This is a genomic window from Marinomonas transparens (assembly GCF_016463975.1).
Taxonomy (GTDB): domain Bacteria; phylum Pseudomonadota; class Gammaproteobacteria; order Pseudomonadales; family Marinomonadaceae; genus Marinomonas; species Marinomonas transparens.
This window is the reverse complement of sequence record NZ_JAEMNX010000001.1, coordinates 251,363-273,908: the sequence shown is the minus strand read 5'-3', so window position 1 is coordinate 273,908 and position 22,546 is coordinate 251,363. Positions and strand designations below refer to the sequence as shown.

Below are 22,546 nucleotides of genomic sequence, written 5' to 3'. Positions count from 1 at the left end.
ATGAGTACAACACATATGAATACGCATGACGCTCACGACGAGCATCACGACCACGACCCGGCTCCGTATAACGTATTCGGGTTCTGGTTATACCTAATGACGGATTGCTTGTTATTCGCATCCGTCTTTGCTACCTACGCTGTGCTCTTTATGAACACAGCAGGTGGTGTATCAGGTAAAGAAATTTTCGAGTTAGATTTTGTTTTAGTTGAAACTGCAGCGTTACTTCTTTCAAGTATCACGTATGGTTTTGCGATGATTTGTGCGCACAATAAAAACAAAAAAGGCACCCTATCTTGGTTGCTAATGACGTTTGCTTTGGGCGCCGTTTTCATCGCGATGGAGATCTATGAATTCCATCACCTAATTGTTCATGGTAATGGTCCTCAGACCAGCGCATTCTTGACAGCCTTCTTTACCCTCGTTGGTACTCATGGCTTGCACGTAACCGCTGGTTTGATCTGGATGTTTATCATGCTGATCGAAGTTGCAAAAACGGGTTTGGGTAGTCGTACCGTGACTCGTCTTAGCTGCTTAAGCTTATTCTGGCATTTCCTAGATGTTGTCTGGATCTGTGTTTTCACCGTTGTTTATTTGATGGGGGCGATCTAATGAGCGATCATTCTTCTGAAGCGAATTCACACGGTAGTGTTAAGTCTTACCTAACTGGTTTTATCTGGTCTGTTATTTTGACTGGTATTCCATTTTGGATGGTAATGACGGAAGCATTTGATAAGGGCCCAACTTATATCACCATTGTGATATTGGCTGTTATTCAGATTTTTGTTCACTTGAAGTATTTCCTTCACCTGAACTTTTCTGAGCAAGGCAAGTTGGACACTTATTCATTTATCTTTGCCGCTGTAATTATTGTGATGGTTGTCGCGTTATCCGTATGGATTATTTACGCTTCCAACGCAATGATGATGTAAGCAGAGTTATTTGATGATTATGCGAACTTCTTTCATTGTAAGGGATGTGCGTCCGATGGGAGCCTCTAAAGATGTTTAAGCGTTATCTTCAGGTGACTAAGCCTGGCATCATTATGGGCAACCTTATCTCTGTTGCGGGGGGATTTTTCTTAGCTTCCCGTGGCGAGATAGATTGGATTCTTATGCTAGCGACCGTCATAGGGCTGTCGCTAGTTGTTGCTTCTGGCTGTGCCATTAACAACTATATTGATAGAGATATCGATGCAAAAATGCAACGCACTCGTAACCGTGTAACGGTGAATGGGGAAATGTCGGGTAAAGCGGCATTCTTCCATGGTGTTGTATTAGGCATTATTGGTTTTGCTTTGCTGGCGGTATTCACTAATTGGGTTGCTGTATTTTTTGCAGTATTTGGTTACGTGGTTTACGTCGGTTTATACACTCTTCATTTTAAGCGCAAGTCTGTTTATGGGACTTTCGTTGGTAGCTTGTCTGGTGCTGTTCCTCCTGTGGTTGGTTATTGTGCCGCTGCGGGTCAGTTCGATGCTGGTGCGGCTATCTTGCTTACCATGTTTTGTATTTGGCAAATGCCACATTCTTATGCCATCGCTATTTTCCGTTATAAGGATTATGAAGCAGCAGGTATTCCTGTTTTACCCGTTTCACAGGGTATAGCAAAAGCAAAACGACATATCGTTTTGCATATTGCTGCCTTTGCCATCGCGGCAGCGTTATTGCCATTGACGGGCTATGTGGGTATTGGCTTTATGGTCGTTGCTCTGTCTACCAGCCTTTGGTGGCTTGCTATGGCGTTACGAGGCTACCGTCAGGACATTGATGTGAGTGGGTGGGCACGACAGGTGTTCTTCTTCTCCATTATCACTGTGACGGCGCTGAGTGTGACAATGGCGTTGGACTTCAATGATGTCTCACCAGATCTTTTGGTATTTGCAGCACATTAATTGATGACTTCAAAAAAACGGGCTTTAGAGGCCCGTTTTTATTTTCTACTTCCTTTCCTGATAACTTCCTATTTTTTCTATTATTCGCTATTTTGGGTTACTCAAATATTGATTTTGCAACCGCTTTTTAATGATTGCTCTGCTGCCGGTTATGCCGCAATCAAAAGTCATAAAGGATGATGCGATGAAAAGACTTTCCATTTTGTTTGTCTCTAGCCTTATATTTTTAGTTGGCTCGAGCACTGTGTTTGCAAGTTGTGAAGGCTTAAAAAATAAAGCGCCTAAAGGGGTCGATATCAAAGCCGCTATGTATTTTGCTGATAACAATGTACGAGTTCCTTATTGCTTAGTCCGTGGTGAAATGGCAAGAAGAATGGGGGTTGATAATAATTTCTATGGGATTAAGTTTGAGCTGCGTTTGCCTAATCGTTGGAAGGGACGTTTTGCTTATCAGTTTAACGGCGGCAATGATGGCGAAGTGAAACCTGCTTTAGGTGCTTCTGCTGGGCTTCTACCTTCCGAATATGCCATTAATCAGGGCTTTGCTGTGGTTTCAAGCAATGGTGGTCACGAATCCGAGGCGAACCCGCAAGCAGGGCTTGCTGGTAATGCCGTGTTTGCTCACGACCCTGAAGCTCGCCGCAATTATGGCTATGCTGCAGTGGAACAGCTTAATCCCGTGGCGCGATCTTTAGTGGAAAGCTATTATCAGTCTCCCATTAAGTATTCGTATGGTATAGGCAGCTCTAATGGTGGCCGCATGGCGATGGTGGCTGCTTCGCGCTTTCCTACTATGTTCGATGGTCTTCTTGTCGGCTATCCCGGCTTTAATTTACCCAAAGCGGCATTGCAGCATGCTTGGGATATTCAGGCGTTGCATAGGGTGAATAGTAATGTTAACGAGTCTTTGAGTAAGCGGGACCTAGCGTTTTTCGCGAAAAATATTTTGACTCAGTGTGATGGATTAGATGGTGTTAACGACGATTTAATTTTTGCGATAGAAGCCTGTCAGAACGTTTTTCAGCCAAAGGCATTGGCTTGTACGGATAATTTTGACCGAGATTGCTTGTCGGTTAATAAAGTCGCCGCGTTAATACGTATGCATCAAGGTCCTCATAACTCAAAAAACCAAGCCTTATATTCAGGCTGGTTTTTTGATTCTGGCATTCAGTCTAAAAATTGGCGCATGTGGAAGATAGAAAGCGCGATTTCAAATTGGAGTAACAAACCGATTAGTGGTGTGATGGGGGCTGCTTCCCTTGCACATATTTTTACTACGCCTTACACCAATGTTCCGGGTAACCCCTTTGCCCTAGAGCGTTATTTATTGAATTTTGATTTCGATAAAGATGCCCCTAAGATCTACGCCAAAAATAGTCGTTTTAAAGAGTCTGCGATGGAGCTAATGGCCCCGCCTGATGTGGACAGTCCTAAGCTTACAGATTTCAGAAAGAATGGTGGGAAAATGATGGTGTTCCATGGCAATAGTGACCCGGTATTTTCTGTAAAAAACACCATTCGCTGGTACAACTATTTAAACTTTAATCTAGAAGGGCGTGCTAATCGCTCTGTGCGTTTGTACTTGGTTCCGGGCATGCCTCATGGTCAAGGTGGGGCCTCTATGGATCAATTTAATATGTTGAAACCGCTAATGAGTTGGGTGGAAAACAATGAGGCACCGCAGGACGTTGTGGCCCATGCTCGGTCATCTAACTCAGAAATCACCGCGCGAATGGCTGGAATAAGTCGCCCACTTTGCGCTTATCCAACTTACGCTCATTATGTGAAGGGCGACATACTGAAAGCTCGCTCTTTTGAATGTCGCTAGACTGAGGAATGAATCGGATGCTAGTGCGTCGATATCAAGCCGATGATAAAGAAGCCTTGATTAACCTATGGGAGCGAGTGTTTCCCAATAACCCTAAACATAGTCAACCAAGGAATGATCTAGAAGCCAAACTTGTCGTTGACGATTTCGTTTTTGTTGTTGAACTTGAGGGGAAGTTAGTGGGTGCTTGTATGGTGGGTTACGACGGGCACAGGGGTTGGCTTTATGCGGTGGCGGTAAATCCAGACTATCGCCGTTTGGGTGTAGGTAAGAAACTAGTCGAACAGGCAATAGCTGAGTTGGAATTACTAGGGTGCGTAAAGGTGAATCTACAGATTCGTGAAACCAATCATAGTGTGGCTGAATTCTATCGTTCCATTGGTTTTGAAACGGAACAGAGGTTAAGTATGGGGCGGCGCTTAAGTAAAGATTAACGACCACCGCCCACATCAATGAACCCTGCTGTGGTGTAGCTGGCTTTATCACTCAGTAGCCAGAGTATGGCTTCGGCGACTTCTTCTGGTTGTCCACCGCGCTGTAATGGCAAGTTAGGAGCGATGCGATCTACTCTTTCCGCTTCACCGCCATCGGCGTGCATGTCGGTATAAATCAACCCCGGTCTCACGGTATTTACACGAATACCATCGTTAGCGACTTCTAGAGCAAACCCCTTAGAAAAAGAGTCTATCGCACCTTTACTGGCAGCATAGTCGACGTATTCATTGGGCGATCCATAGACAGCAGCGAGAGAGGAAACATTGACAATGCTACCGCCTGCGCCACCTTGGCTAAGGGCCATGTGCTGAAACGCCGCTTGGCAACACAGGAAGGTACCAAATACATTGGTTTGAAATATTCTCTGCCATCTTGCTGGGTCGGTTTTGACAAAGCTTGTCTGAGTGTCTAAAAGACCCGCATTATTCACTAATGCGCTGACAGGGCCCCAAGACTTTCGGATGTGATCAAACAAGAAGGCCACTTGATCCGCATCACTAATATCCGCTTGAATGCTATGGGCTAGACCACCGAGTTGGTGGATTTCCTGTTCGACTTTTTTACAAGACTCTTCATCCTTTCGATAGTTAAGGATAACGAGATAGCCTTGTTTTGCTGCCAACTTCGCAGTTGCAGCCCCAATTCCTCGTCCACCGCCAGTGACTAATAAAATAGGTGCTGTCATGATGAGGTACTCCCTTATTTAATCTATATAAAGCCGTTTCACACATTAACCTGCTTTTATTAACAACACCAGTTGATGTATTTTGGTCGATTTTACCACCATACAAAGCCATAACTTGAGACTGATCCTAAGGCAATACTGGTACTGTGATTTGGCGCACGTTATCATGCGGCATTCTTTACCATCTAGCGTACGGTAGGCCATATGAATTCATCTGATCGACACTTTATTTTAGGTTATGGCAGTCTTATTAATGGCGAAAGCCGCGCAAAAACTGGTGAAACTGGCGATGTGTGGCCAGTGAAACTACATGGCTTTCAACGACATTGGTCTGTCATGTCTGCGGAGTTTGGTATGAGCTCTGTGGCGGTGATTAAAGCGCCTGAGCAGGCCTGTAATGGTGTTTTGGTTGAAGTGCCCTATCATCAGTTTCCTTTATTTGATGAGCGGGAGCGTGGCTATCAGCGCTCTATCGTTGAAGCCAAACAACTAACGGCTTATTACCAAGGTGATTTGCCTGAAGGTATCTACTGGGTTTACCACACCAATGATATCGTGGAGCCCCACTATGATTGTCCTATCGCATTGAGTTATGTGGATGTCATTCTATCTGGGTGTTTGGAGCATGGAGACGACTTTGCCCAAGACTTTTTGGCGCTAACTAAAGGTTGGCATTCAACCTTAATAAACGACAGGCAAGCGCCGCGATATCCGCGAGTGCAGCCCGATCTTCTTACAGCACGCTTAAATACCCTATTAGCGCCTGTATCTACCCTTTCAATAAAAGAGCTATCTGTCACCTATGAACCTTAATTCGACGAGTCAGTTACTGGCGCGCAATGAAAAAGAGCTGCTTGGCAAAGTATTGTTTGCCAATCCTGAAGACACCTACCCACTAGATCTAAGTGGACAAGCGGAGGTGTATGCTTGGTGCCAATCTAAAACTGGTTATGATGCTTTGTCGCACGTTGGCTTCAACGAAGAGAAGTTGCTCTTGTCGGAACAATGGACGCTAGAGAATGGCAATGACTTTGATTTCATTGTTATTTATCAGCCGAAAGCGAAAGACTTATTAGACTATTTATTGGCGGCTCTTTTACCTCGTCTAAAAGAGGGCGGACAAGTTTGGTTGGTCGGTGACAATAAAAGCGGTGTCAAATCCTCTATGAAGCGATTAGAGGTTAATTTAGACGACGTTGGTAAGCTTGATGGGGCTAAGCATTGCTTGCTTTACGCAGGCTATAAGCGCCGTCCAGCTAAGCCTTTTGTATTTGAAGACTGGATTATGACTTGGCAACAGGAAGTGGCAGGGCAAAGCTTAACCCTGTGCAGCTTACCGGGTGTTTTTGGTCACGGTAAGTTAGATAAGGGTACAGAACTGTTATTAGCACAATTAGAGCAACACCGCTTTATGAGCGATGTGGCCAATGCGCGCTTGCTGGACTTTGGTTGTGGCGACGGCATTATCGCGCTTTGGTTGTATAATAAAACTGGCGCTCGCATTATGGCATTGGATGACAGTGTGTTGGCGTTAAAAGCCACCGAGCTGACTTTTGCGGCAAACAACGCCAGTGAAGCGGTTACCTTGCTTGCTTCTAACGGCTTGGATGAAGTGAAAGGGCGCTTTAACTATGTGATCACTAATCCACCGTTCCACACGGGGATGAATACCGATTACAGTATTGCTGAGCGTTTCTTTATGGCTGTAAAACAACATCTCACGTTAAATGGTGAATTGTTTGTGGTAGCAAATGATTTTTTACGTTACCCACCTTTACTGGATGCTGCTTTAGGTACTCATAATCGATTACTACGTGATAAGGGCTTTGCGATTTATCACGGGCGTCAGCCGAAGAAACGCTAGAGTTTATTCTGCACCCTTTTCTTTTCAAGAAAAGGGTGCAGATATGCTAATACGCTAACCACCGCTTGAAAGAACGCCTGAAGTTACTCACGTCGTAAAAATTCAAATACTCTGCAACTTGCCCTTCGTTATAATCCAAGTCATTGATCAAGTTAATGGAAATGCGTTTTCTTACTTTATCGCAGAGCTTTTGGTAGCTGGTATTGTGAGTCTTTAATTTGCGCTTTAAGGTGGCTGGGCTGATGTCTAGGATATCAGCCATGGCTTCTAAACTCGGTAAATGTTGGATGTCGGAATTGAGCATATCATTGATGACAGCTAATAAACTTTGCTGAGCATTCAGCTTTAAAAAAGCCTGTCTTGATTCCTCTAAAGCCATTTGATAGATAGTTTTAGAAGACATAGTCCAAGGTTTGTCCAAATAACTTTCTGCAATTGACATACTGGTGTACGTTTTTAAAAAATGTCGGTCATTCCCTAAAAATACATCGTACTCAGATTGATAATCCGGCTCAGGGAAGTCAAAGTCGAACATCCAAGGCAAGTTTTCTTTGGCAAGCCATGTGGTTAAAGAGGTGATGGCCGTTACAGTCATTTCTTTGATGAATCGAGAGGGTCTGCTGGTTGAGCTAGAAAGTAAGCTTGTAGAGAATTCACCAAAGTTGGGGCGAAAATCAATATACATACGATTTTTGGACTGTCTAAGCATTGGCGATAACAAAGGAAAAAACAGAATAGAGAATTCTACTAACAGATGTAATGCGTGGCGTAATGTAGGAGCGTTTTGTAGGGCGCTAGAATAACATCCAAAATATCCGGGTAACATCCGTTGTCCGAAAAGAAATGACACATCAGCGGCATGGGGAGGCTGACTTGCATTATCGCAAAGCTGAGCAAATTGTTCAGGACTGAGCTTTTTACTACCTGACGATACATCTTCGTAGAAAAGCCCTGTTTTCCGTAAAAAGAAATCAGGTTTAACGTCGCGAGCCATCAATAAGTCCATTAAGACAACGGACTGATGATGAGCGAAAAGATAAGTATCTTGTCGTTCTAGCCAGCGCGTTTTCATAGATTATCCAAATGTATTCGAAAAAACGCTGTTATTCTGTTGAGACAAAGCGAATGAGGCTCGGTCTAGCAAGTGCTCAGGGGCATCATCCTCTTCATCGGCCATGATCATGACCATAGAGGCCCCAACGACAATACTGTCTTCTAAGCCTTCCACGCGATAACGAAACTGTTTGATGAGAGTTTCGAGTTCCTGAGCAAGGTGTTGAGCTTTTGCTTTATCAACGTTTTTGAAAACCAAAGCAAATCGATCTCCTGCCAAGTGACATAAAACGTCCTGTTTGCGCAATGTCAGCATGATGAGCTCACTGATAACGACTAAGAAACGGTCAGCTTCCTTACCTCCATGGCGATAACTAATGTCGGAAAAAGGCGCGACGTCTAACAACAACAGAGCATGTTGCTTCCAGCTTGCTGCGCCTTTAGCAAATGCTTGTTCAAGTTGTGCACTTAGGTGTGCGGCTTTAGGTAAGCTGGTGGTTTCATCCAATGGTGACGAATCTTGATAAATGGCTTGGCGTTTAAGTAAATAGCGGTCAATTTGGCGCTGTTCTTTACGCCATAGCCAAAGGGCCACGGTTAAAGCAAGCAAGCCAATCGGTAAGGACTCTACCCAACTATTCCAAGTAGTGATTTTTGGTAGCCGTACCCATTCATCAAGGAAGTCTTGGAAATTAGAGGCAAAAATTCCAATAAAGCCGGCAGCAAACCAATTTGTCACGTAACCTGGGGGTCGCATGGAGAGTACGATTAACAGCCAAATCACAACGCAGGCAGCGGACGCACCTTCACCAATAATATCCACCCATACCCAGCGACTTTGTGGTTTGAGTTCACCTTGTGAAAAGTTGAGGATAAGTAAGCTAGTAAAAACACAGCTAAGTACAAAGAGCCATCGCTTATGGCGTAATATGTTTTTCATTCCGCCGCTGACCGCGTAGTGCCAACGATATAACCAGTCTGTCATTAGGCTTCCTCTAAATAAATCTATCCATTTATTATGTGACTTATTTATGACAAAACGGGGACAGCTAGTCCGATCAGCTCATAGCAAATGCAATTATTTATTCCTTATGCACTTTTTGAAGTAGAAAACACCGCTAACACTTTGATTTTTCGATAAAGACAAGGCAATAAATTGAGTCTAAAAAGCTCAAAAATGACTATAAAAGCGTGTTTTTCCTTTCTATAAGTTGCGTTATCAACTGTTGGAAAAAACTTGTCACAAAGATGACATTATTTGTCTTTAGGGTGAGCTCAAATTGTTTGATTCGTTCGTTATCACTATTTGAGGAAGCACCATGACACAGCTAACACTTTCCTTTGTTGCATTGGCGATCAGCGCTGTTGTGACATCACAAACTTATGCCGCAAAGACACCGGTTATTTCAACTCAACTGAAAACAGATACTAGCTACGAAGACATCGCAGATGGTGCAATCTGGAGCAGCCCTATGGCATCCAAAGACGATTTATTGATTGCCACCTTAGAGGGAGACGGCCTTGCGGTATTCGATTCACAAGGTCGCACCTTGATGAAAGACGATTCCAAAGAAGTGATTGGTGCGGATGTGCGTTATGGCTTAATGGATGGTAATAAAAGCATGGACCTTCTTGCGGTTGGTTTGCCTGACGAAGATGCTTTTGGTTTTTATCGTATTGACCGAAAGGCGACGCCTATCCTTCAAGAAGTGGGTCGTATCACAACGAATTTTGGTCCTGAAGCTGTCTGCCTTTATAAGAATGCAACAACGGGTGAAACCACTGTCACGGGCTTATCCGATGAAGGTGATGTGGTGCAGTACAAACTTAAATACCAAGATGGGAAGATCAACAGTGCGGTATTAAACCGCGCTGGTGAGCCTGTGGCCGTACGTCGTGCGCAAGTTGGCGGTAAGCTGAGTTCGTGTGTTGTCGATGATGAAACAGGCATCCTGTACATTGCAGAACAAGATATCGGTATATGGGCTTATGGTGCAGATCCTGAAAATGTGAAAGACCGTCGTCTGGTCGATGTGGTGAAGCCAATAGGCCATTTGGAAGAAATTGAAGGGCTGGATTTAACCTACCAAGCCGATGGAAAAGGCTATTTATTGGTGGCCGATGAAGGCGCTGGTTTTCTTGTTTATGATCGTAATGATGGCAATGCATTTAAAGCAAAATTTGATGCCAAAGGTTTTGAAGAAGCCAAAATCATTACCGCGTCAGCGAATGGAATTTGGATCGGTAATACGGAAGCGGATGAGCCAGTGTATGAAAAAGTGGCTTTTGATGAGTTAAATCGCAAATTAAAGGGCGATGACATTGAGTTTTCTCACTTGAAAAGCCATCGACAGTTGAAAATCGAAGGTGTGAAGTTGGTTGCTGCCAGTGGTGAAACCGATGAGGTGAGCAAAGGCGGTGATGCAGCAGATGATCCTGCGTTCTGGCTGAACCCTAAAGACGCATCGAAAAGCCTTATTATTGCGACCAACAAAAAAGGTGGCCTGATGGCTTATGACCTTCAGGGTAAAGAAATTCAATACCTGAAAGGTGGTAAGCCAAACAACGTTGATATTCGTACCGTAAAGGATTGGGATGGCTCTAGTTTTGCCCTAGCCACAGCGACGAATCGCGTTCTAAACACATTGGCGCTATACAAAATTACCGATGGAAAGAAACCCATTCAGCCGTTAAAAGCGCTTGGTAAGTACGTTCATCAAGACGCCGCTCAGTTCGTATCAAACGTCGATACTGTTTACGGTTTGTGTATGTATCAAGCGAAAGATGGCACCGCCTATGCTTTTCTGAATGGTAAAAATGGAGTGATCGAGCAATGGCGTTTAACGCCAACAAAAAAAGGAATCGAAGGTAAAATTGTTCGTACGCTAAAAGTAGATACGCAACCTGAAGGCTGTGTGGCTGATGATAAAACGGGCATTCTTTATGTGGGTGAAGAAGATGTTGCTATTTGGGCATTCCAAGCGGATGAAAACGCCAGTACCAAAGCCAGTTTATTTGCAGCGGTAGATGGCAAACAACTTGTGGCAGATATAGAAGGCATTACCTTGTATCAAAACGATCAGGTCAATTATTTGATTGCGTCGAGCCAAGGTAATAACACTTACGCGGTGTTTGATTTAAACAATGGCAATCGCTTTGTCACCAGTTTCGCCATTATAGGAGACGACAGCAAAGGAGTAGATGGCAGCAGCGATACCGACGGTATTCATGCTGTGTCGGCTAACCTTGGTGCGGATTATCCAAACGGTATGTTTATCGCTCAAGACTGGTATAACCTTGATGGGCAATATAAAGCTGAGAAGCAAAACTTCAAGATTGTCGATTGGAACAACATTCGTGATGTTCTAAAAAAGTAAAACCTCTTAGGCTGTTTTGACATAGAAAACGCCAAGCTTGTCTTCGAGCTTGGCGTCTTTTGTATTCGCATCTTCCCTTCTTTAGCATACCATTTATGAATGGAAGTCTTTCATCCAAAGCTGTAAATGCTGAAGCAAAGCCAAAGGTGCTTCTGTTAGCTGGCGTCCAAGACGAGTCACAATATGAGCTTCACCAGAAGACAAAATAGGGTCTTGTATTGGCAGGGAGACAACTCGCTTGTCCTCTAGCTCTCTTCTTACCACGAACTCTGGCAGAATGGTTATTCCCATATTAGATCGTAAAAACTCCTTTAATAAAGAGAATGAATTCACCGTCATGGTGGGAGAGAGTCGTGCTCGGTGTTTGAATTCTGCAAGTGCGATCAGTTGTCTCACGCCAAACTCGGCTTCTTGTAAGGCAATCGGATAAGGGATGATATCTTCTAATTCAATAGGGCGATTAAGCTGTGTCAGGGGATGGTCTGGCGGCACAATGGCACATAATGGATGGAGTGATACCTGATGTGAACGTAATTTTTGATGATGTGGTGGATGAAACAGTACGCCAATATGGGCGTCGTCTTCTTGAATTCGGCGAATTAATTCATTGGACCCTCCAATATGTACCGACAAGGTTAAATCTGGGTACAAAGCCTGAAATTGAGGCAGGGCTTTTGACATCACATCGCCGATAAAACCTTCTCCAATGGCTAATGAGATATGGCCTGATTTTAAACCTCTTAACGCCTGAAGCTCAGACAGGCAGACTTCTTCGTGTGAGGTGGATTCACGGTGATATTTGATTAATAGCTGCCCGGCTTCGGTTGGTCGAACCCCTTTTCTATGTCGCTCAATCAGAATACAAGCCAGCTCTTCTTCTAGCTGAGTTATTTGACGGCTAATGGCGGAAGGGGCGACATCTAATTTATCCGCCGCTGCGCGAATCGTTCCCAATGATACGGCTTCATAAAAATAAGCCAAACGTTTTGAGTTAATCTCTTTCATCTTGCTTACCAGTAAACCACATTATGATGGTGGCAAAGAATAGAATAAAAAAAGCAGCGAGCAAAGCTCACTGCTAAAGGGAGGCTCATTGGAACGAGCTCAATTAACAGCTAGGGAGCTGTTGTTTTACTAGGTTGCACCAAAATTGGATAGCCACCTCAATCACTTGATCGTTGAAATCATAATAGGGGTTATGTAGTGCGACGGACTCGCCTTCATCTACGCCTAACCAAAAATAGGCCCCCGGACAATGCTCTAACATAAAAGCAAAATCCTCGGATGCCATAGAGGGTTGAATATTGTGATGAGTATTTGCCTTCCCGCACTGGGCTTGAGCTACTTGGTGAATGATCGCGGCATGTTGTGCATGGTTGGTAGTGACTGGATAACCACGCTTGAACGCTAATTCAACTTTAAGCCCAGGAGATTGATTATAGCTGGCAACATAGTCTGTCATTAGTTTTTCAATTTGCTGACGCACTTGTTTATTTAAGCAACGCACCGTGCCCTGTAGCGACGCGGATTCTGGCAAGACATTAATCGCCTCACCGCTATTAAACATGGTGACACTAACGACAGCGGACTCTAACGGTGAAACATGACGAGAAACGATGGTTTGTAAACGCAACACCAAATCGGATGCCGCGACAATAGGATCAACCCCCATATGAGGCATAGCGGCATGAGACCCTTTTCCTGTGACCGTAATTTCAAAAGTGTCTAATGACGCCATCATTGCGCCATCATTTACGGCAATATGCCCTGCTGGTAACCCCGGCCAGTTATGTAGGCCGTAAATGGCTGTCATTGGAAAGCGCTCAAACAAACCATCTTCGATCATCTTTTGTGCGCCGCCCAAATTTTCTTCTGCAGGTTGGAAGACGAAATAAACTGTGCCACTGAAGGGCTTATGTTCAGCAAGATATCGAGCTGCACCTAGCAACATGGCGGTGTGACCATCATGACCACAGGCGTGCATGCAGCCTTTATGCTGAGATTTATAGTCTGGGTTACCGAGTTCTTGCATTGGCAGAGCATCCATATCGGCGCGTAAACCTATACTTGGGCCATGGCCATTTTTTAGCACACCAACTACCCCAGTGACGCCAATGCCGGTGTGAACATCAAGGCCAAACTCACGTAATAAATTGGCTACTTTTTGTGCGGTTTGGTGTTCATTAAAGCCAAGTTCTGGGTATTGATGAAAGTCCTTTCGCCATTTGATGGTGTCAGCAACAAGCTGTTTCATATCCATTGTCTGTTACTCCAAATTTGCGCCATAACCAAAGTTTGCCGCTGGGGTTCTGGCTGTTTCTACCCAAATACTTTTCACTTCACTGTATTCACGTAACGCGTCTAAACCCGATGAGCGACCATAACCACTTTCGCCATAGCCACCAAATGGGGAAGCGACGTTAATGGTTTTATAACTGTTAATCCAAAAGGTGCCGGCTTTGACTTGATCAGCAACACGATGGGCGCGACCAACGTCCTTCGTCCATACGGCACCAGCTAGGCCAAAGCGGCTGTCATTGGCAATGGCGATGGCATCGTCTTCATCTTTAAAAGGAATCGCAACAACGACAGGGCCAAAAATTTCTTCTTGGGCACAATGCATCTGGTTTTGACCTTTTAATACCGTAGGATTGACATAATAACCGGCATTATCAGGTACAGAAGGCAGCCCGTTATCAACAATGGTGGCACCTTCATTAACAGCTGATTTCAACATGGTCGTGACATGTTGATATTGCTTAGCATTATGAATTGGGCCAATTTGTGTCGATTCTTCCTGAGGGTTTCCGATAACAAAATTCTTGGCTGCTTGGGCCACAGCCTCACAAAAGCGCTCATAAATGCTTTCTTGTACCAAGAGACGAGAGCCTGACACGCAACTTTGTCCAGCCCCAGAGAAAATAGCCGCTTGAGCCCCTTTTACAGCAAGGTCCAAATCGGCGTCATCAAAAACGATGTTGGCTGATTTTCCACCCAGTTCTAAGACACAAGGAATACCTCGCTCGGCAGCGGAAATGGCAATGCGCTTACCTGTGGCAGGAGAACCGACAAACACCACTTTACGAATGGTTGCGTTTTGAATCGCGAATTGCCCTGCTGTATGACCATACCCTGCGATCACATTGATCAAGCCTTTTGGAATCCCTGCTTCGTGGGCAATCGCAGCCACTAATAAAGAAGATACGGGCGTTAGTTCTGATGGTTTCAAAATGACCGCATTGCCTGCCGCAATCGCTGGAGCAAGTTGCCAACCACAGGTGAAAATAGGCGCGTTCCAAGGCGTGATTTGTAGAACCGTGCCGAGTGGTTCGTATTTGACATAATTAAGATGAGAAGTCGGTACAGGAATCACTTCACCGTGAAGTTTATCTGCCCAGCCTGCGTAGTATTCAAACATTTCGGCTACTTTTGATACTTCGACTCTGGCATCGCGAATCGGTTTATTCGATGAGTAGCATTCAACCGAGGCTAAGTCGTCTGCGACTTCACGAAGTTTTGTGCCGATGCGATACATTATTTGACCGCGAGCCTGAGCGCTCATCGCCCACCATGCTTTACCCGCGATTTTTGCCGCCGCGTTGGCTTTTAGAATGATGGACTCATCAGCGTCAGGGTAACGAAAACGTTCGCTGCCATCATGGGCATTATGAATCACGATGTCTTCGCCTTTGCCTGTGACAAACTCACCGTCGACAAAACTAGGGATGGTTGCCGTATTTTCCCAATAGCGGCTGATAATGGCTTGAAATTGATTCTTCATTACTTGGTCTCTTTAGCAAACAGTGATGGATTAGTGCACTGGGCGATACAGCAAAAATCATCGCTGTCCGGTAATACCGCCGCACTTTGCTGCCATAGTTCAGCGGTTTTCATCGTCATGGGTAAGTTCAGCTCCAAATTTTGCGCTAAGGCTTTTGCTAGACCGACGTCTTTTCTCATCAAGCCCATTGTAAAGCCAGAGTCATAAGCTTTGTTCATTACCCAAGTTGGAAACATGGCTTGGCTTGCACCACTGCGGCCTGATCCTGCATTGATTGCCTCAAGCACTTTGCTTGGATCAACACCCGCTTTTTCAGCCAAAGTGAGTGCTTCAGAGGTCGTAATAAGGTGAGCAGCCGCAAGCATATTGTTCGCAATCTTGGCAATGTTTCCTGCGCCAACATCGCCAACATGGACCCGTACACTGCTCATGGCTTCTAGAATGGGTAAGACAAGATGATAAGTGTCTAGCTTGCCGCCAATTACCATACTCATGGTTCCCGCAGCAGCGCCTGCTGGGCCACCTGAGACAGGTGCATCGATAAATTCAATACCTTGTGGTGCAAAGGCATTGGCTATTTTTCGGCTCATTTCTGGGATGGATGTTGTGGTGTCTATGACAATGGTGCCAGAGGTCAGCTGCTTGATTAAGCCATTGTCACCTAAGCAAACCGCTTCAACATGCTCCGCTTTAGGAAGAGATAAAATTACGACCGAACACTGCCTAGCGATATCGTCAAGATGATTTGCAGGCACTATGCCTTGTTTCTCTGCTTGTTGGCGGGCGGTGTCAGATAAATCAAAACCGATAACGGAAAAACCTTTGCCGACAAGTGTGGCGGCCATATTACGACCCATGTTACCTAGCCCGATAACACCTATAATTGGATTCATGAGTGATTTACCTATGATGAATGATGTTTAAATAATGACACGACAAAAAAATTGAAAAAGAAGGATGCGGGTTAGGATTGTTGCTTTAAAGGCAACGCTATATAAATAGAAGGCTTAAAAAAGCATCATGGTGTTGTTTGTCACCATGATGCCTCATTTTTATAGCAGGGCATCTGCAACGAAAACCGAGCCAACATAAGTACCAGTGAAGACCAGAATGGAAATCGCGGCAATTTTCAAACCAGATTTTTTAAACAGATCTACTTCTGCTTTGGCGATTGCCATCGCTGCATAGGCTAACACTGGGGTAACTATGGCTAGGAACCCTAGGTTTTTCAGCTCAGCTAAAACTGGAGCAGAAAGAGGAGAGATGGGAATGCTGATAAGAACACTCACCAGTGATACCCAAGCCACAGCAGGAAAGCCAATAGGAATAAACTTAGACAACAATAAGCCGACGATGACCATCGCGTAAATAATCAACATGGCTGGAAACGCTTGAATAGGGCTAATACCTGTCCCTGCCCAATTACTAACAAGACTGACAATGGATATGACGGCAAGCACCAGAATACTTTCCTTTAGACTGAGGCGTCCTTCTTCTAGGTTTTCTGCCACGGCATTTTCAATATGTGTATTCATTTTATTTTGCCTCTGTTGTTAGTGGAGTGGATTTCGCTTCGCCAGAAAGCTTTTTATAGAACCATTCAGCAAATGGCAGAGCGATAAAGATAGCGATATAAAGCCCTGTTGCATTGGTTAATAAGTTACTGGCACCAGCAAAGGCAAGAAGCTCATCTTTCATTGCAGGAAAGGCCGTTGCCAATGTACCTGAGCAGGCCGCTGTCATACTGCCACTGCCCACGCCACAAGCCATAGCTAATGCTCTAGGGTCAAACCAACCAGTAGTAGCAAGAAACCCTGCCATTAAGGAAAAATAGAGTGTGCCAAACATGGTGCCCATGACATAGACTCCCATTACACCAATACCCTCTTTACTTTTCAGACCATAGCGATCTGAAATGAGGGCGATATTTGGCTCCCGTGCAATAGAATAAGTGGCGCCAATCGCTTCTCGTCCCATTTTGAAAATAAGGACAGCAATGGGCATGGCGATGAGCATGGTGCCTAAATTACCGAGTTCTTGGAATATCATTGCCGCACCAGCGTCAGCAATCTTAGGTAAGGCAGGTCCGATCAAGGTACCAAACTTGGCAATGAAGGGAAGGATGGCAACAATAAGAATGGGAGCGGCAATAGAAGCACTTTTCTTAGTAATAATCTTGTCTGAAAACTTAGTAATATTAGGGTTTAAAAAAAGACAAAGAATAAAAGCGTAGAACAAAGGCAAAAACAATAATTTGGCATTTGCAATTGGAATACTTTGAATACCAATTAACTCGGATATTGCTGAGATAATGACGACGATCAGGTGTAATCGCCAATTTAGCAGTAAATTTATCGGTATGGATTTTGTGGTCATTTCATAGGCTCCAATATTTTTTATTAATAGTTGCCTTATTATCAAACGCTCTTTTGCGTTGCTTTATAATTTTATCCATGTTGCTTATTAGGCAACAGTCATTGACTTCAAGAGCGTGAAGAGAGGGGAAACTTTTATTTTCACTGCTTTTTATTAGTGCGCTCACCTTCCAAATAAGGTCTTTTTTATTTCACTCTTTGTTTTCTAATGTCTAAAGCGACAGTTTTCATGCACTGCTTTAAAGCAATGAAATAAAGAACTTAGAATAAAACTTTGAAGCGGTGGAAACGCGGAACGCCTTTATATTTCTAAAAAAGTCTTTTGACGTTTTTTATATGCCGAAAAAATATAAGTGAATATCTGGCTGATACCCACATAGCATTTCAATTTGATAAATATAAACTCCAAGAACTACTTCGTTAGCAAACAACGGCCATACTATTTACTTCGTTAACCTGATTGATCACAAAGTATCTTTGTTTATTTGTCTGTATTAACCCTTTTTTATACGAAATGTTATCCTGAAAAGCTGATAATTTTTCTTTGAAAATAGATAGTTAAGGAGTCATTAATATGATTGCTAGAGAATGGAAAGCGCGTTGTCCAAAAATCAAAAAAGAAGGTTTTATTGCTTACCTTTATGAAACAGGTGTGAAAGACACCTCCGCAACGGAAGGTTTTAAAGGCGCTCAAATTTTTGGGCGAGATATAGATGAAGATACTTTTGAGGTGACACTGATAACCTATTGGCCATCCTATGATGCTATTGTGGCTTTTGCTGGAGAAGATATAGGTGTTGCTAAGCTTTATCCAGAAGATGATGAATATCAACTAGAGCCTGATACCTTTGTTTTGCATTATGAAGTGATTGAAAATCAGTGGGTTTAAAACGTTGTCTTTAAAGGGTTGCTAGGTATGAGAAAAAAACGTATTGCCATCGACATGGATGAAACCATCTGTGATAGCTTGATCCGCCATATTGAGTGGTATAACCATACATTTTCCGCTGCTTTAACAAAAGAGGATACCGCCGGAACACGTATTTATCATGTTATCCCTGTAGAGCATGTGGAAGTAGTACGGGCACACCCTCATCATCCTGACTTCTTTCGTGACTTGGATGTGTTTGACGATGCCATTGATTCGATCAAAATACTGTCTGAACAATACGAGATTTTTTTTGTGACCGCCGCCATGGAATACCCTTCCTCTTTCCAAGCCAAGCACGATTGGCTGAAAAAACACTTTCCTTTTATTAGCGAACTAAACTTCGTCTTTTGTGGTGATAAAAGCATTATTAATGCCGATTATCTAATAGATGATACCCCAAAACATCTAGACGGCTTTGATGGCGAAGGTCTTTTATTTCATGCTTTTCATAATATGAATGCAGAAGGTTACCAGCGAGTGCACAGTTGGACGGAAATTTTAGAAAAGCTACGGATTGATAACGAATCAATCCGTTAGTTCATTCAATATCAGCGATCCGTAAAGGCCAGTTTTGTTGCTAGTAAAGCAAAGCTGGCGGAAAAACATCGTTGTAGATATTGAGTTATTTGGGAGGATCCCATTAGATACTGTCGTACGTGGCTGGCAAGTAAGCCGTAGAAAGTAAACACTAGGCATGTCATCCCCATAAAGATCCCGCCAAGTAGTAGCATTTGGCCCATTACAGACACTGTGTCAGAGGGAATGAATTGAGGTAAGAAAGCGAGAAAAAAGAGAGTCAGCTTTGGGTTCAACATATTGATCAAGCAGCCTCTCAGAGCCAGGTTGAAAAAACGGACAGGCTTGTTTTCGCCCTCTTCTAGTTTGAATCCACCCGTGTTTCTCCACATCCCCCAAGCGAGATACAGTAGATAAGCCACCCCAATAAACTTCACAATTTGAAAAACTAAGGCACTGGCGTGAAGAATGGCAGCTAAGCCTAAAATACTCGCTAACATAGAGGGCACTATGCCTATAGTACAGCCAAGTGAGGCAGCAAAAGAGGCGCGAGCTCCCTGAAAAATCCCTGCTGAAATAGTATAAATCACGCCCGTTCCGGGTATCAGTACGAGAATAAGCGAGGTAATTAAGAACTCTGTGCTTATCATGATTCTCTCCTTAGTTGACTGTTCGGTATGCGCTGCATATAAACAAACTCTACATCTTGATGGGTGATGACGAAACCAAAATCTTTATAAAGTCGACCAACTCGGCTACCTTGCAAATAACACAAGGTCACTCTTTTTTCTTGCTCGTCGGCCAAGTCCAAGCATTGCTTTAAAATCGCGCTGCCTATACCTGAACCGTGAAATTCTGGTAGTAAGAAGAAGCGACTAAAATATAAAGGCTCACCTGTATCTTCTAGAGGGCGTAGTAAAAAGCTGCCAATGGCTTTGTTGTCTACTTCTATAATGGTTGGTTTAGCCTCGTTCCATTCTTTCTTGTGAATCTGTTTTTGAACGGCATCATCCCAACCAAAGACATGATGAATCTGCTCGTATTCAGCCGCTTTTTTTAACTCGAATAAAAACGTGTAATCTTGGGAGGTTGCGGGTCGGGTAGAGTACATTTATGTCCTGTTTCTCAAAGTAATCAATGGCTAATTCTGTTAAAGTGGCAACTTACGAATTCCCCAGCTCATCATGTTGACTAAGCTGATAGCCTAACACTAGGAACCTATTGTGAATAATAACGATATCTTGCGCCGCCTTCGCTACACTTTTGATCTTAAAGCTCTATCCATTGTGGAGATCATAGCTTCTGCAGAGGGCGTTGCGACGCAAGAGCAGGTGACGAGCTGGTTAAGGAAAGAAGACGATGCAGGATATGTTGAAATGCTCGACGTAGAGATTGCGACGTTTTTGAACGGCTTTATTAATACCAAACGTGGCAAACGTGAAGGCCCACAACCTGAGCCTGAAAAACGTCTCACCAACAACGCCATCTTTATGAAATTGCGCATTGCTTTAAACCTGCAAGCGGAAGAGATTTTAGACATCATGGCGTTGGCAGAGTTTAACCTGAGCAAGCATGAGCTGAGCTCTTTTTTCCGCAAGCCAGACAATCGACATTATTGCGAATGCAAAGACCAAATCTTACGTAACTTCTTGATGGGCGTACAAAAGCATTATCGAGGATAAAAAATGCCCTTTCGGGCGTTCAAAAACTCACAGGGAGTGAATATCTTTTTCGTGCTGCTAATTGCTAAGCGGCGCCTTCCACTAGTGTTCCAATGCGTTTTTCTGCTACAGCATGACAGGCAATCAAGTGACCTTGTTCTTGCTCTTCCGAGCTGTCTAACCGTAGCGTTGGCGTTTCGCTGCGACAACGGTCGTTGGCGTAGGCACAACGGCCGTTGAAAGCGCAACCTGAAGGCGGATTCAGCGGTGAAGGTAATTCACCTTCTAGCTTAATCCGCTGGCGGCGTTTCTCTGGTGAAAGCTGGGGCGTACTAGAAAGTAGTGCCAAGGTATAAGGGTGTTTGGGGTTTTCGAACAGTTGTTCGCGTGAGCCCTGTTCGACCACCTTGCCCAAGTACATGACCATCACGTCGTCAGCGATGTGCTCTACTACAGATAAATCGTGGGAGATAAACACATAGCTCAAACCAAATTCGTCCTGTAAATCCATCATTAAGTTCAATACTTGCGCCTGAACGGATACGTCGAGAGCGGATACTGGTTCGTCTGCGACGATAACGTTGGGGTCGAGCATTAAACCGCGAGCGATGGCGATACGTTGGCGTTGACCACCCGAGAACATGTGCGGGTAACGGTCGTAATGCTCAGCTTTCAAGCCTACTTTTTCCATAATACTAAGCGCTTTTTCCTTGCGTTCAGATTTGCTTAGGGAAGTATTAATCACCAAGGGCTCTTCTAAAATCGAACCAATTTTCTTGCGCGGATTAAGTGAACCATAGGGGTTCTGGAAGATGATTTGAATCTTCTGACGCAGTTTTGCTTGGGCGTCTTTCGTTAAGGTGAGTAAGTCTTCACCAAGGTGCGCCAAGCGACCTTCTGTCGGTGTTTCAATCATGGTGAGCATACGACCCAGAGTGGATTTACCACAACCAGATTCGCCAACCACGGCGAGGGTTTTACCCTTTTCAAGATTGAAGCTGATGCCATCCACGGCTTTGACCGTGACTTCGGGTTTAAGCAATCCTTGCTTCACATGGTAGTGCTGTTTTAGGTTTTCGGCTTTTAGAATTAAACGGCTATCGGATTCATTCATGCGGCTGGTCTCCCTTCGCTGTCCAATGGCGTGTGGCATTTTACTTGGCGATCAAGATCACCTTGGTTGGCAGGCTCGACCTTACGGCAATGATCTGTTGCGTAGGGGCAGCGCGGACTCAATAAGCAACCCAGAGGTCGGTCATATTGACCGGGAACCACGCCAGGTAAGGCTTCGAGACGAGCTTTACCCGATGCCGATTCTGGTAAGGAAGCCAGTAATGCTTGAGTATAAGGGTGCTTGGGCGTACTAAAGACTTCGGAAGCTGGGCCAGATTCAACAATTTGTCCGGCGTACATGACGATCACTCGATGGGCAACTTCGGCCACCAAGGCCAGATCGTGAGTGATCAATACCAAGCCCATTTGTTTCTTACGTTGCAGCTCGACCAACAAGTCGATGATTTGTGCCTGAATGGTCACATCGAGAGCCGTTGTCGGTTCGTCTGCGATCAATAGACGTGGATCACAGGCAATGGACATGGCAATCATCACGCGTTGGCTCATACCACCAGAAAGTTGATGAGGGTAATTACCTAAACGTGATTCGGGCGCAGGAATACCCACTTGCGTTAATAGCTCGATAGCCCGTGCCTTTAGTTCTTTTTTGTTGCCGTCTTGGTGTGTTTTTAACGCTTCGATGATCTGATAACCCACGGTGAAACAAGGGTTAAGGCTGGTCATCGGATCTTGGAAGATCATCGCAATGTCGGAACCTGTGAGCTTGCGGCGCTGCTTCTCTGGCATAGCTTGTAGGTCTTGAGAATCAAAAGTGAGTTGATCGGCACTGACTTTACCTGGGAAGTCGATCAATCCCATGATGGATAAAGAGCTGACACTCTTACCAGAACCTGATTCACCGACGATGCCCAGTACCTCGCCTTCTTCAACTTTGTAGCTGATGTTGTCCACAGCGCGGAAATTGCCAAAGGAAACGCTCAAATTTTCTAATTGTAACAGTGACATAAAAACC

General features: G+C 44.3%; 24 protein-coding genes. 11 read left to right on the top strand and 13 right to left on the bottom strand.

All coding sequences use genetic code 11. The annotated features are described in order from the left end of the window. From cyoC to I8J31_RS01285, 5 genes are all read left to right on the top strand, one after another. Positions 1 to 612: a cytochrome o ubiquinol oxidase subunit III gene (gene cyoC / locus I8J31_RS01305; protein ID WP_199466382.1), complete on the top strand. Its 612-nt coding sequence runs from the start codon at positions 1 to 3 to the stop codon at positions 610 to 612. Beyond that, positions 612 to 932 carry a cytochrome o ubiquinol oxidase subunit IV gene (cyoD, locus tag I8J31_RS01300; RefSeq protein WP_199466381.1) on the top strand — a complete coding sequence of 107 codons (321 nt, stop codon included), beginning with the start codon at positions 612 to 614 and terminating at the stop codon, positions 930 to 932. The genes cyoC and cyoD overlap by 1 nt, the downstream gene beginning before the upstream one ends. A 71-nt stretch (positions 933 to 1,003) precedes the next feature. Beyond that, positions 1,004 to 1,894 carry a heme o synthase gene (gene cyoE, locus I8J31_RS01295; protein WP_199466380.1) on the top strand — a complete coding sequence of 297 codons (891 nt, stop codon included), beginning with the start codon at positions 1,004 to 1,006 and terminating at the stop codon, positions 1,892 to 1,894. A 184-nt stretch (positions 1,895 to 2,078) separates the two neighbouring features. Continuing rightward, complete coding sequence (locus I8J31_RS01290) at positions 2,079 to 3,722, top strand: tannase/feruloyl esterase family alpha/beta hydrolase (RefSeq protein ID WP_199466379.1); 1,644 nt, start codon at positions 2,079 to 2,081, stop codon at positions 3,720 to 3,722. Between the two features lie 17 nt (positions 3,723 to 3,739). Continuing rightward, positions 3,740 to 4,156 (top strand): GNAT family acetyltransferase, encoded by a 417-nt coding sequence (locus tag I8J31_RS01285; RefSeq protein ID WP_199466378.1) that lies wholly within the window; start codon positions 3,740 to 3,742, stop codon positions 4,154 to 4,156. On the opposite strand, the gene I8J31_RS01280 is transcribed toward I8J31_RS01285, so the two are convergent. Next, the gene (locus tag I8J31_RS01280; RefSeq protein ID WP_199466377.1) at positions 4,153 to 4,902 is read right to left on the bottom strand and encodes an SDR family oxidoreductase; all 750 of its coding nucleotides are present in this window, start codon (positions 4,900 to 4,902) and stop codon (positions 4,153 to 4,155) included. The genes I8J31_RS01285 and I8J31_RS01280 overlap by 4 nt on opposite strands. 204 nt (positions 4,903 to 5,106) lie before the next feature. Here I8J31_RS01280 and I8J31_RS01275 point away from each other — a divergent pair, with 204 nt between their 5' ends. Further along, the gene (locus I8J31_RS01275) at positions 5,107 to 5,715 is read left to right on the top strand and encodes a gamma-glutamylcyclotransferase family protein (protein WP_199466376.1); all 609 of its coding nucleotides are present in this window, start codon (positions 5,107 to 5,109) and stop codon (positions 5,713 to 5,715) included. Next, positions 5,705 to 6,766 carry a class I SAM-dependent methyltransferase gene (locus I8J31_RS01270; RefSeq protein WP_199466375.1) on the top strand — a complete coding sequence of 354 codons (1,062 nt, stop codon included), beginning with the start codon at positions 5,705 to 5,707 and terminating at the stop codon, positions 6,764 to 6,766. The genes I8J31_RS01275 and I8J31_RS01270 overlap by 11 nt, the downstream gene beginning before the upstream one ends. A gap of 46 nt (positions 6,767 to 6,812) precedes the next feature. Here the strand turns inward: I8J31_RS01270 and I8J31_RS01265 are convergent, their stop codons facing one another. Further along, positions 6,813 to 7,838, bottom strand: coding sequence for an AraC family transcriptional regulator (locus I8J31_RS01265; RefSeq protein WP_199466374.1), 1,026 nt, complete (start codon positions 7,836 to 7,838; stop codon positions 6,813 to 6,815). Positions 7,839 to 7,841: 3 nt separating this feature from the next. Further along, positions 7,842 to 8,804: a GGDEF domain-containing protein gene (locus I8J31_RS01260; RefSeq protein WP_199466373.1), complete on the bottom strand. Its 963-nt coding sequence runs from the start codon at positions 8,802 to 8,804 to the stop codon at positions 7,842 to 7,844. A gap of 334 nt (positions 8,805 to 9,138) precedes the next feature. On the opposite strand from I8J31_RS01260, the gene I8J31_RS01255 reads away from it, so the two are divergent. Then, a complete protein-coding gene (locus I8J31_RS01255) occupies positions 9,139 to 11,196 on the top strand; it encodes a phytase (protein WP_199466372.1) in 2,058 nt (685 codons plus the stop codon). Between the two features lie 93 nt (positions 11,197 to 11,289). On the opposite strand, the gene I8J31_RS01250 is transcribed toward I8J31_RS01255, so the two are convergent. The 6 genes from I8J31_RS01250 to I8J31_RS01225 form a co-directional block, all read right to left on the bottom strand. Next, entirely contained in the window at positions 11,290 to 12,201 is a 912-nt protein-coding gene (locus I8J31_RS01250) for a LysR family transcriptional regulator (RefSeq protein WP_199466371.1), read from the bottom strand. 103 nt (positions 12,202 to 12,304) lie between these two features. Continuing rightward, positions 12,305 to 13,456: a M20 aminoacylase family protein gene (locus I8J31_RS01245; protein WP_199466370.1), complete on the bottom strand. Its 1,152-nt coding sequence runs from the start codon at positions 13,454 to 13,456 to the stop codon at positions 12,305 to 12,307. 6 nt (positions 13,457 to 13,462) lie between these two features. Beyond that, positions 13,463 to 14,977, bottom strand: a complete 1,515-nt coding sequence (locus I8J31_RS01240; protein ID WP_199466369.1) for an aldehyde dehydrogenase family protein — start codon at positions 14,975 to 14,977, stop codon at positions 13,463 to 13,465. Beyond that, positions 14,977 to 15,885 (bottom strand): NAD(P)-dependent oxidoreductase, encoded by a 909-nt coding sequence (locus I8J31_RS21080; RefSeq protein WP_325101160.1) that lies wholly within the window; start codon positions 15,883 to 15,885, stop codon positions 14,977 to 14,979. Before I8J31_RS21080 ends, I8J31_RS01240 begins: the two co-directional genes overlap by 1 nt. Before the next feature lie 144 nt (positions 15,886 to 16,029). Next, positions 16,030 to 16,512, bottom strand: a complete 483-nt coding sequence (locus I8J31_RS01230) for a hypothetical protein (RefSeq protein ID WP_199466367.1) — start codon at positions 16,510 to 16,512, stop codon at positions 16,030 to 16,032. A 1-nt stretch (position 16,513) separates the two neighbouring features. Continuing rightward, on the bottom strand, positions 16,514 to 17,353 hold the full coding sequence (locus tag I8J31_RS01225) for a DUF3100 domain-containing protein (protein ID WP_199466366.1): 840 nt from the start codon (positions 17,351 to 17,353) through the stop codon (positions 16,514 to 16,516). 573 nt (positions 17,354 to 17,926) lie between these two features. On the opposite strand from I8J31_RS01225, the gene I8J31_RS01220 reads away from it, so the two are divergent. Then, a complete protein-coding gene (locus I8J31_RS01220) occupies positions 17,927 to 18,241 on the top strand; it encodes an antibiotic biosynthesis monooxygenase (RefSeq protein ID WP_199466365.1) in 315 nt (104 codons plus the stop codon). Between the two features lie 27 nt (positions 18,242 to 18,268). After that, positions 18,269 to 18,820 carry a 5' nucleotidase, NT5C type gene (locus tag I8J31_RS01215; RefSeq protein ID WP_199466364.1) on the top strand — a complete coding sequence of 184 codons (552 nt, stop codon included), beginning with the start codon at positions 18,269 to 18,271 and terminating at the stop codon, positions 18,818 to 18,820. An 11-nt stretch (positions 18,821 to 18,831) separates the two neighbouring features. On the opposite strand, the gene I8J31_RS01210 is transcribed toward I8J31_RS01215, so the two are convergent. Next, the gene (locus I8J31_RS01210) at positions 18,832 to 19,449 is read right to left on the bottom strand and encodes a LysE family translocator (RefSeq protein ID WP_199466363.1); all 618 of its coding nucleotides are present in this window, start codon (positions 19,447 to 19,449) and stop codon (positions 18,832 to 18,834) included. Beyond that, complete coding sequence (locus tag I8J31_RS01205; protein WP_199466362.1) at positions 19,446 to 19,910, bottom strand: GNAT family N-acetyltransferase; 465 nt, start codon at positions 19,908 to 19,910, stop codon at positions 19,446 to 19,448. The genes I8J31_RS01210 and I8J31_RS01205 overlap by 4 nt, the downstream gene beginning before the upstream one ends. Positions 19,911 to 20,022: 112 nt before the next feature. On the opposite strand from I8J31_RS01205, the gene I8J31_RS01200 reads away from it, so the two are divergent. Next, a complete protein-coding gene (locus I8J31_RS01200; RefSeq protein WP_199466361.1) occupies positions 20,023 to 20,481 on the top strand; it encodes a YehS family protein in 459 nt (152 codons plus the stop codon). A 64-nt stretch (positions 20,482 to 20,545) separates the two neighbouring features. Here I8J31_RS01200 and I8J31_RS01195 read toward each other — a convergent pair whose 3' ends face one another. Together I8J31_RS01195 and dppD are read right to left on the bottom strand one after the other, a co-directional pair. Further along, positions 20,546 to 21,574 carry a peptide ABC transporter ATP-binding protein gene (locus I8J31_RS01195; protein ID WP_199466360.1) on the bottom strand — a complete coding sequence of 343 codons (1,029 nt, stop codon included), beginning with the start codon at positions 21,572 to 21,574 and terminating at the stop codon, positions 20,546 to 20,548. Further along, positions 21,571 to 22,539, bottom strand: coding sequence for a dipeptide ABC transporter ATP-binding protein (gene dppD, locus I8J31_RS01190; protein ID WP_199466359.1), 969 nt, complete (start codon positions 22,537 to 22,539; stop codon positions 21,571 to 21,573). Before dppD ends, I8J31_RS01195 begins: the two co-directional genes overlap by 4 nt. Between the last annotated feature and the right edge of the window lie 7 nt (positions 22,540 to 22,546).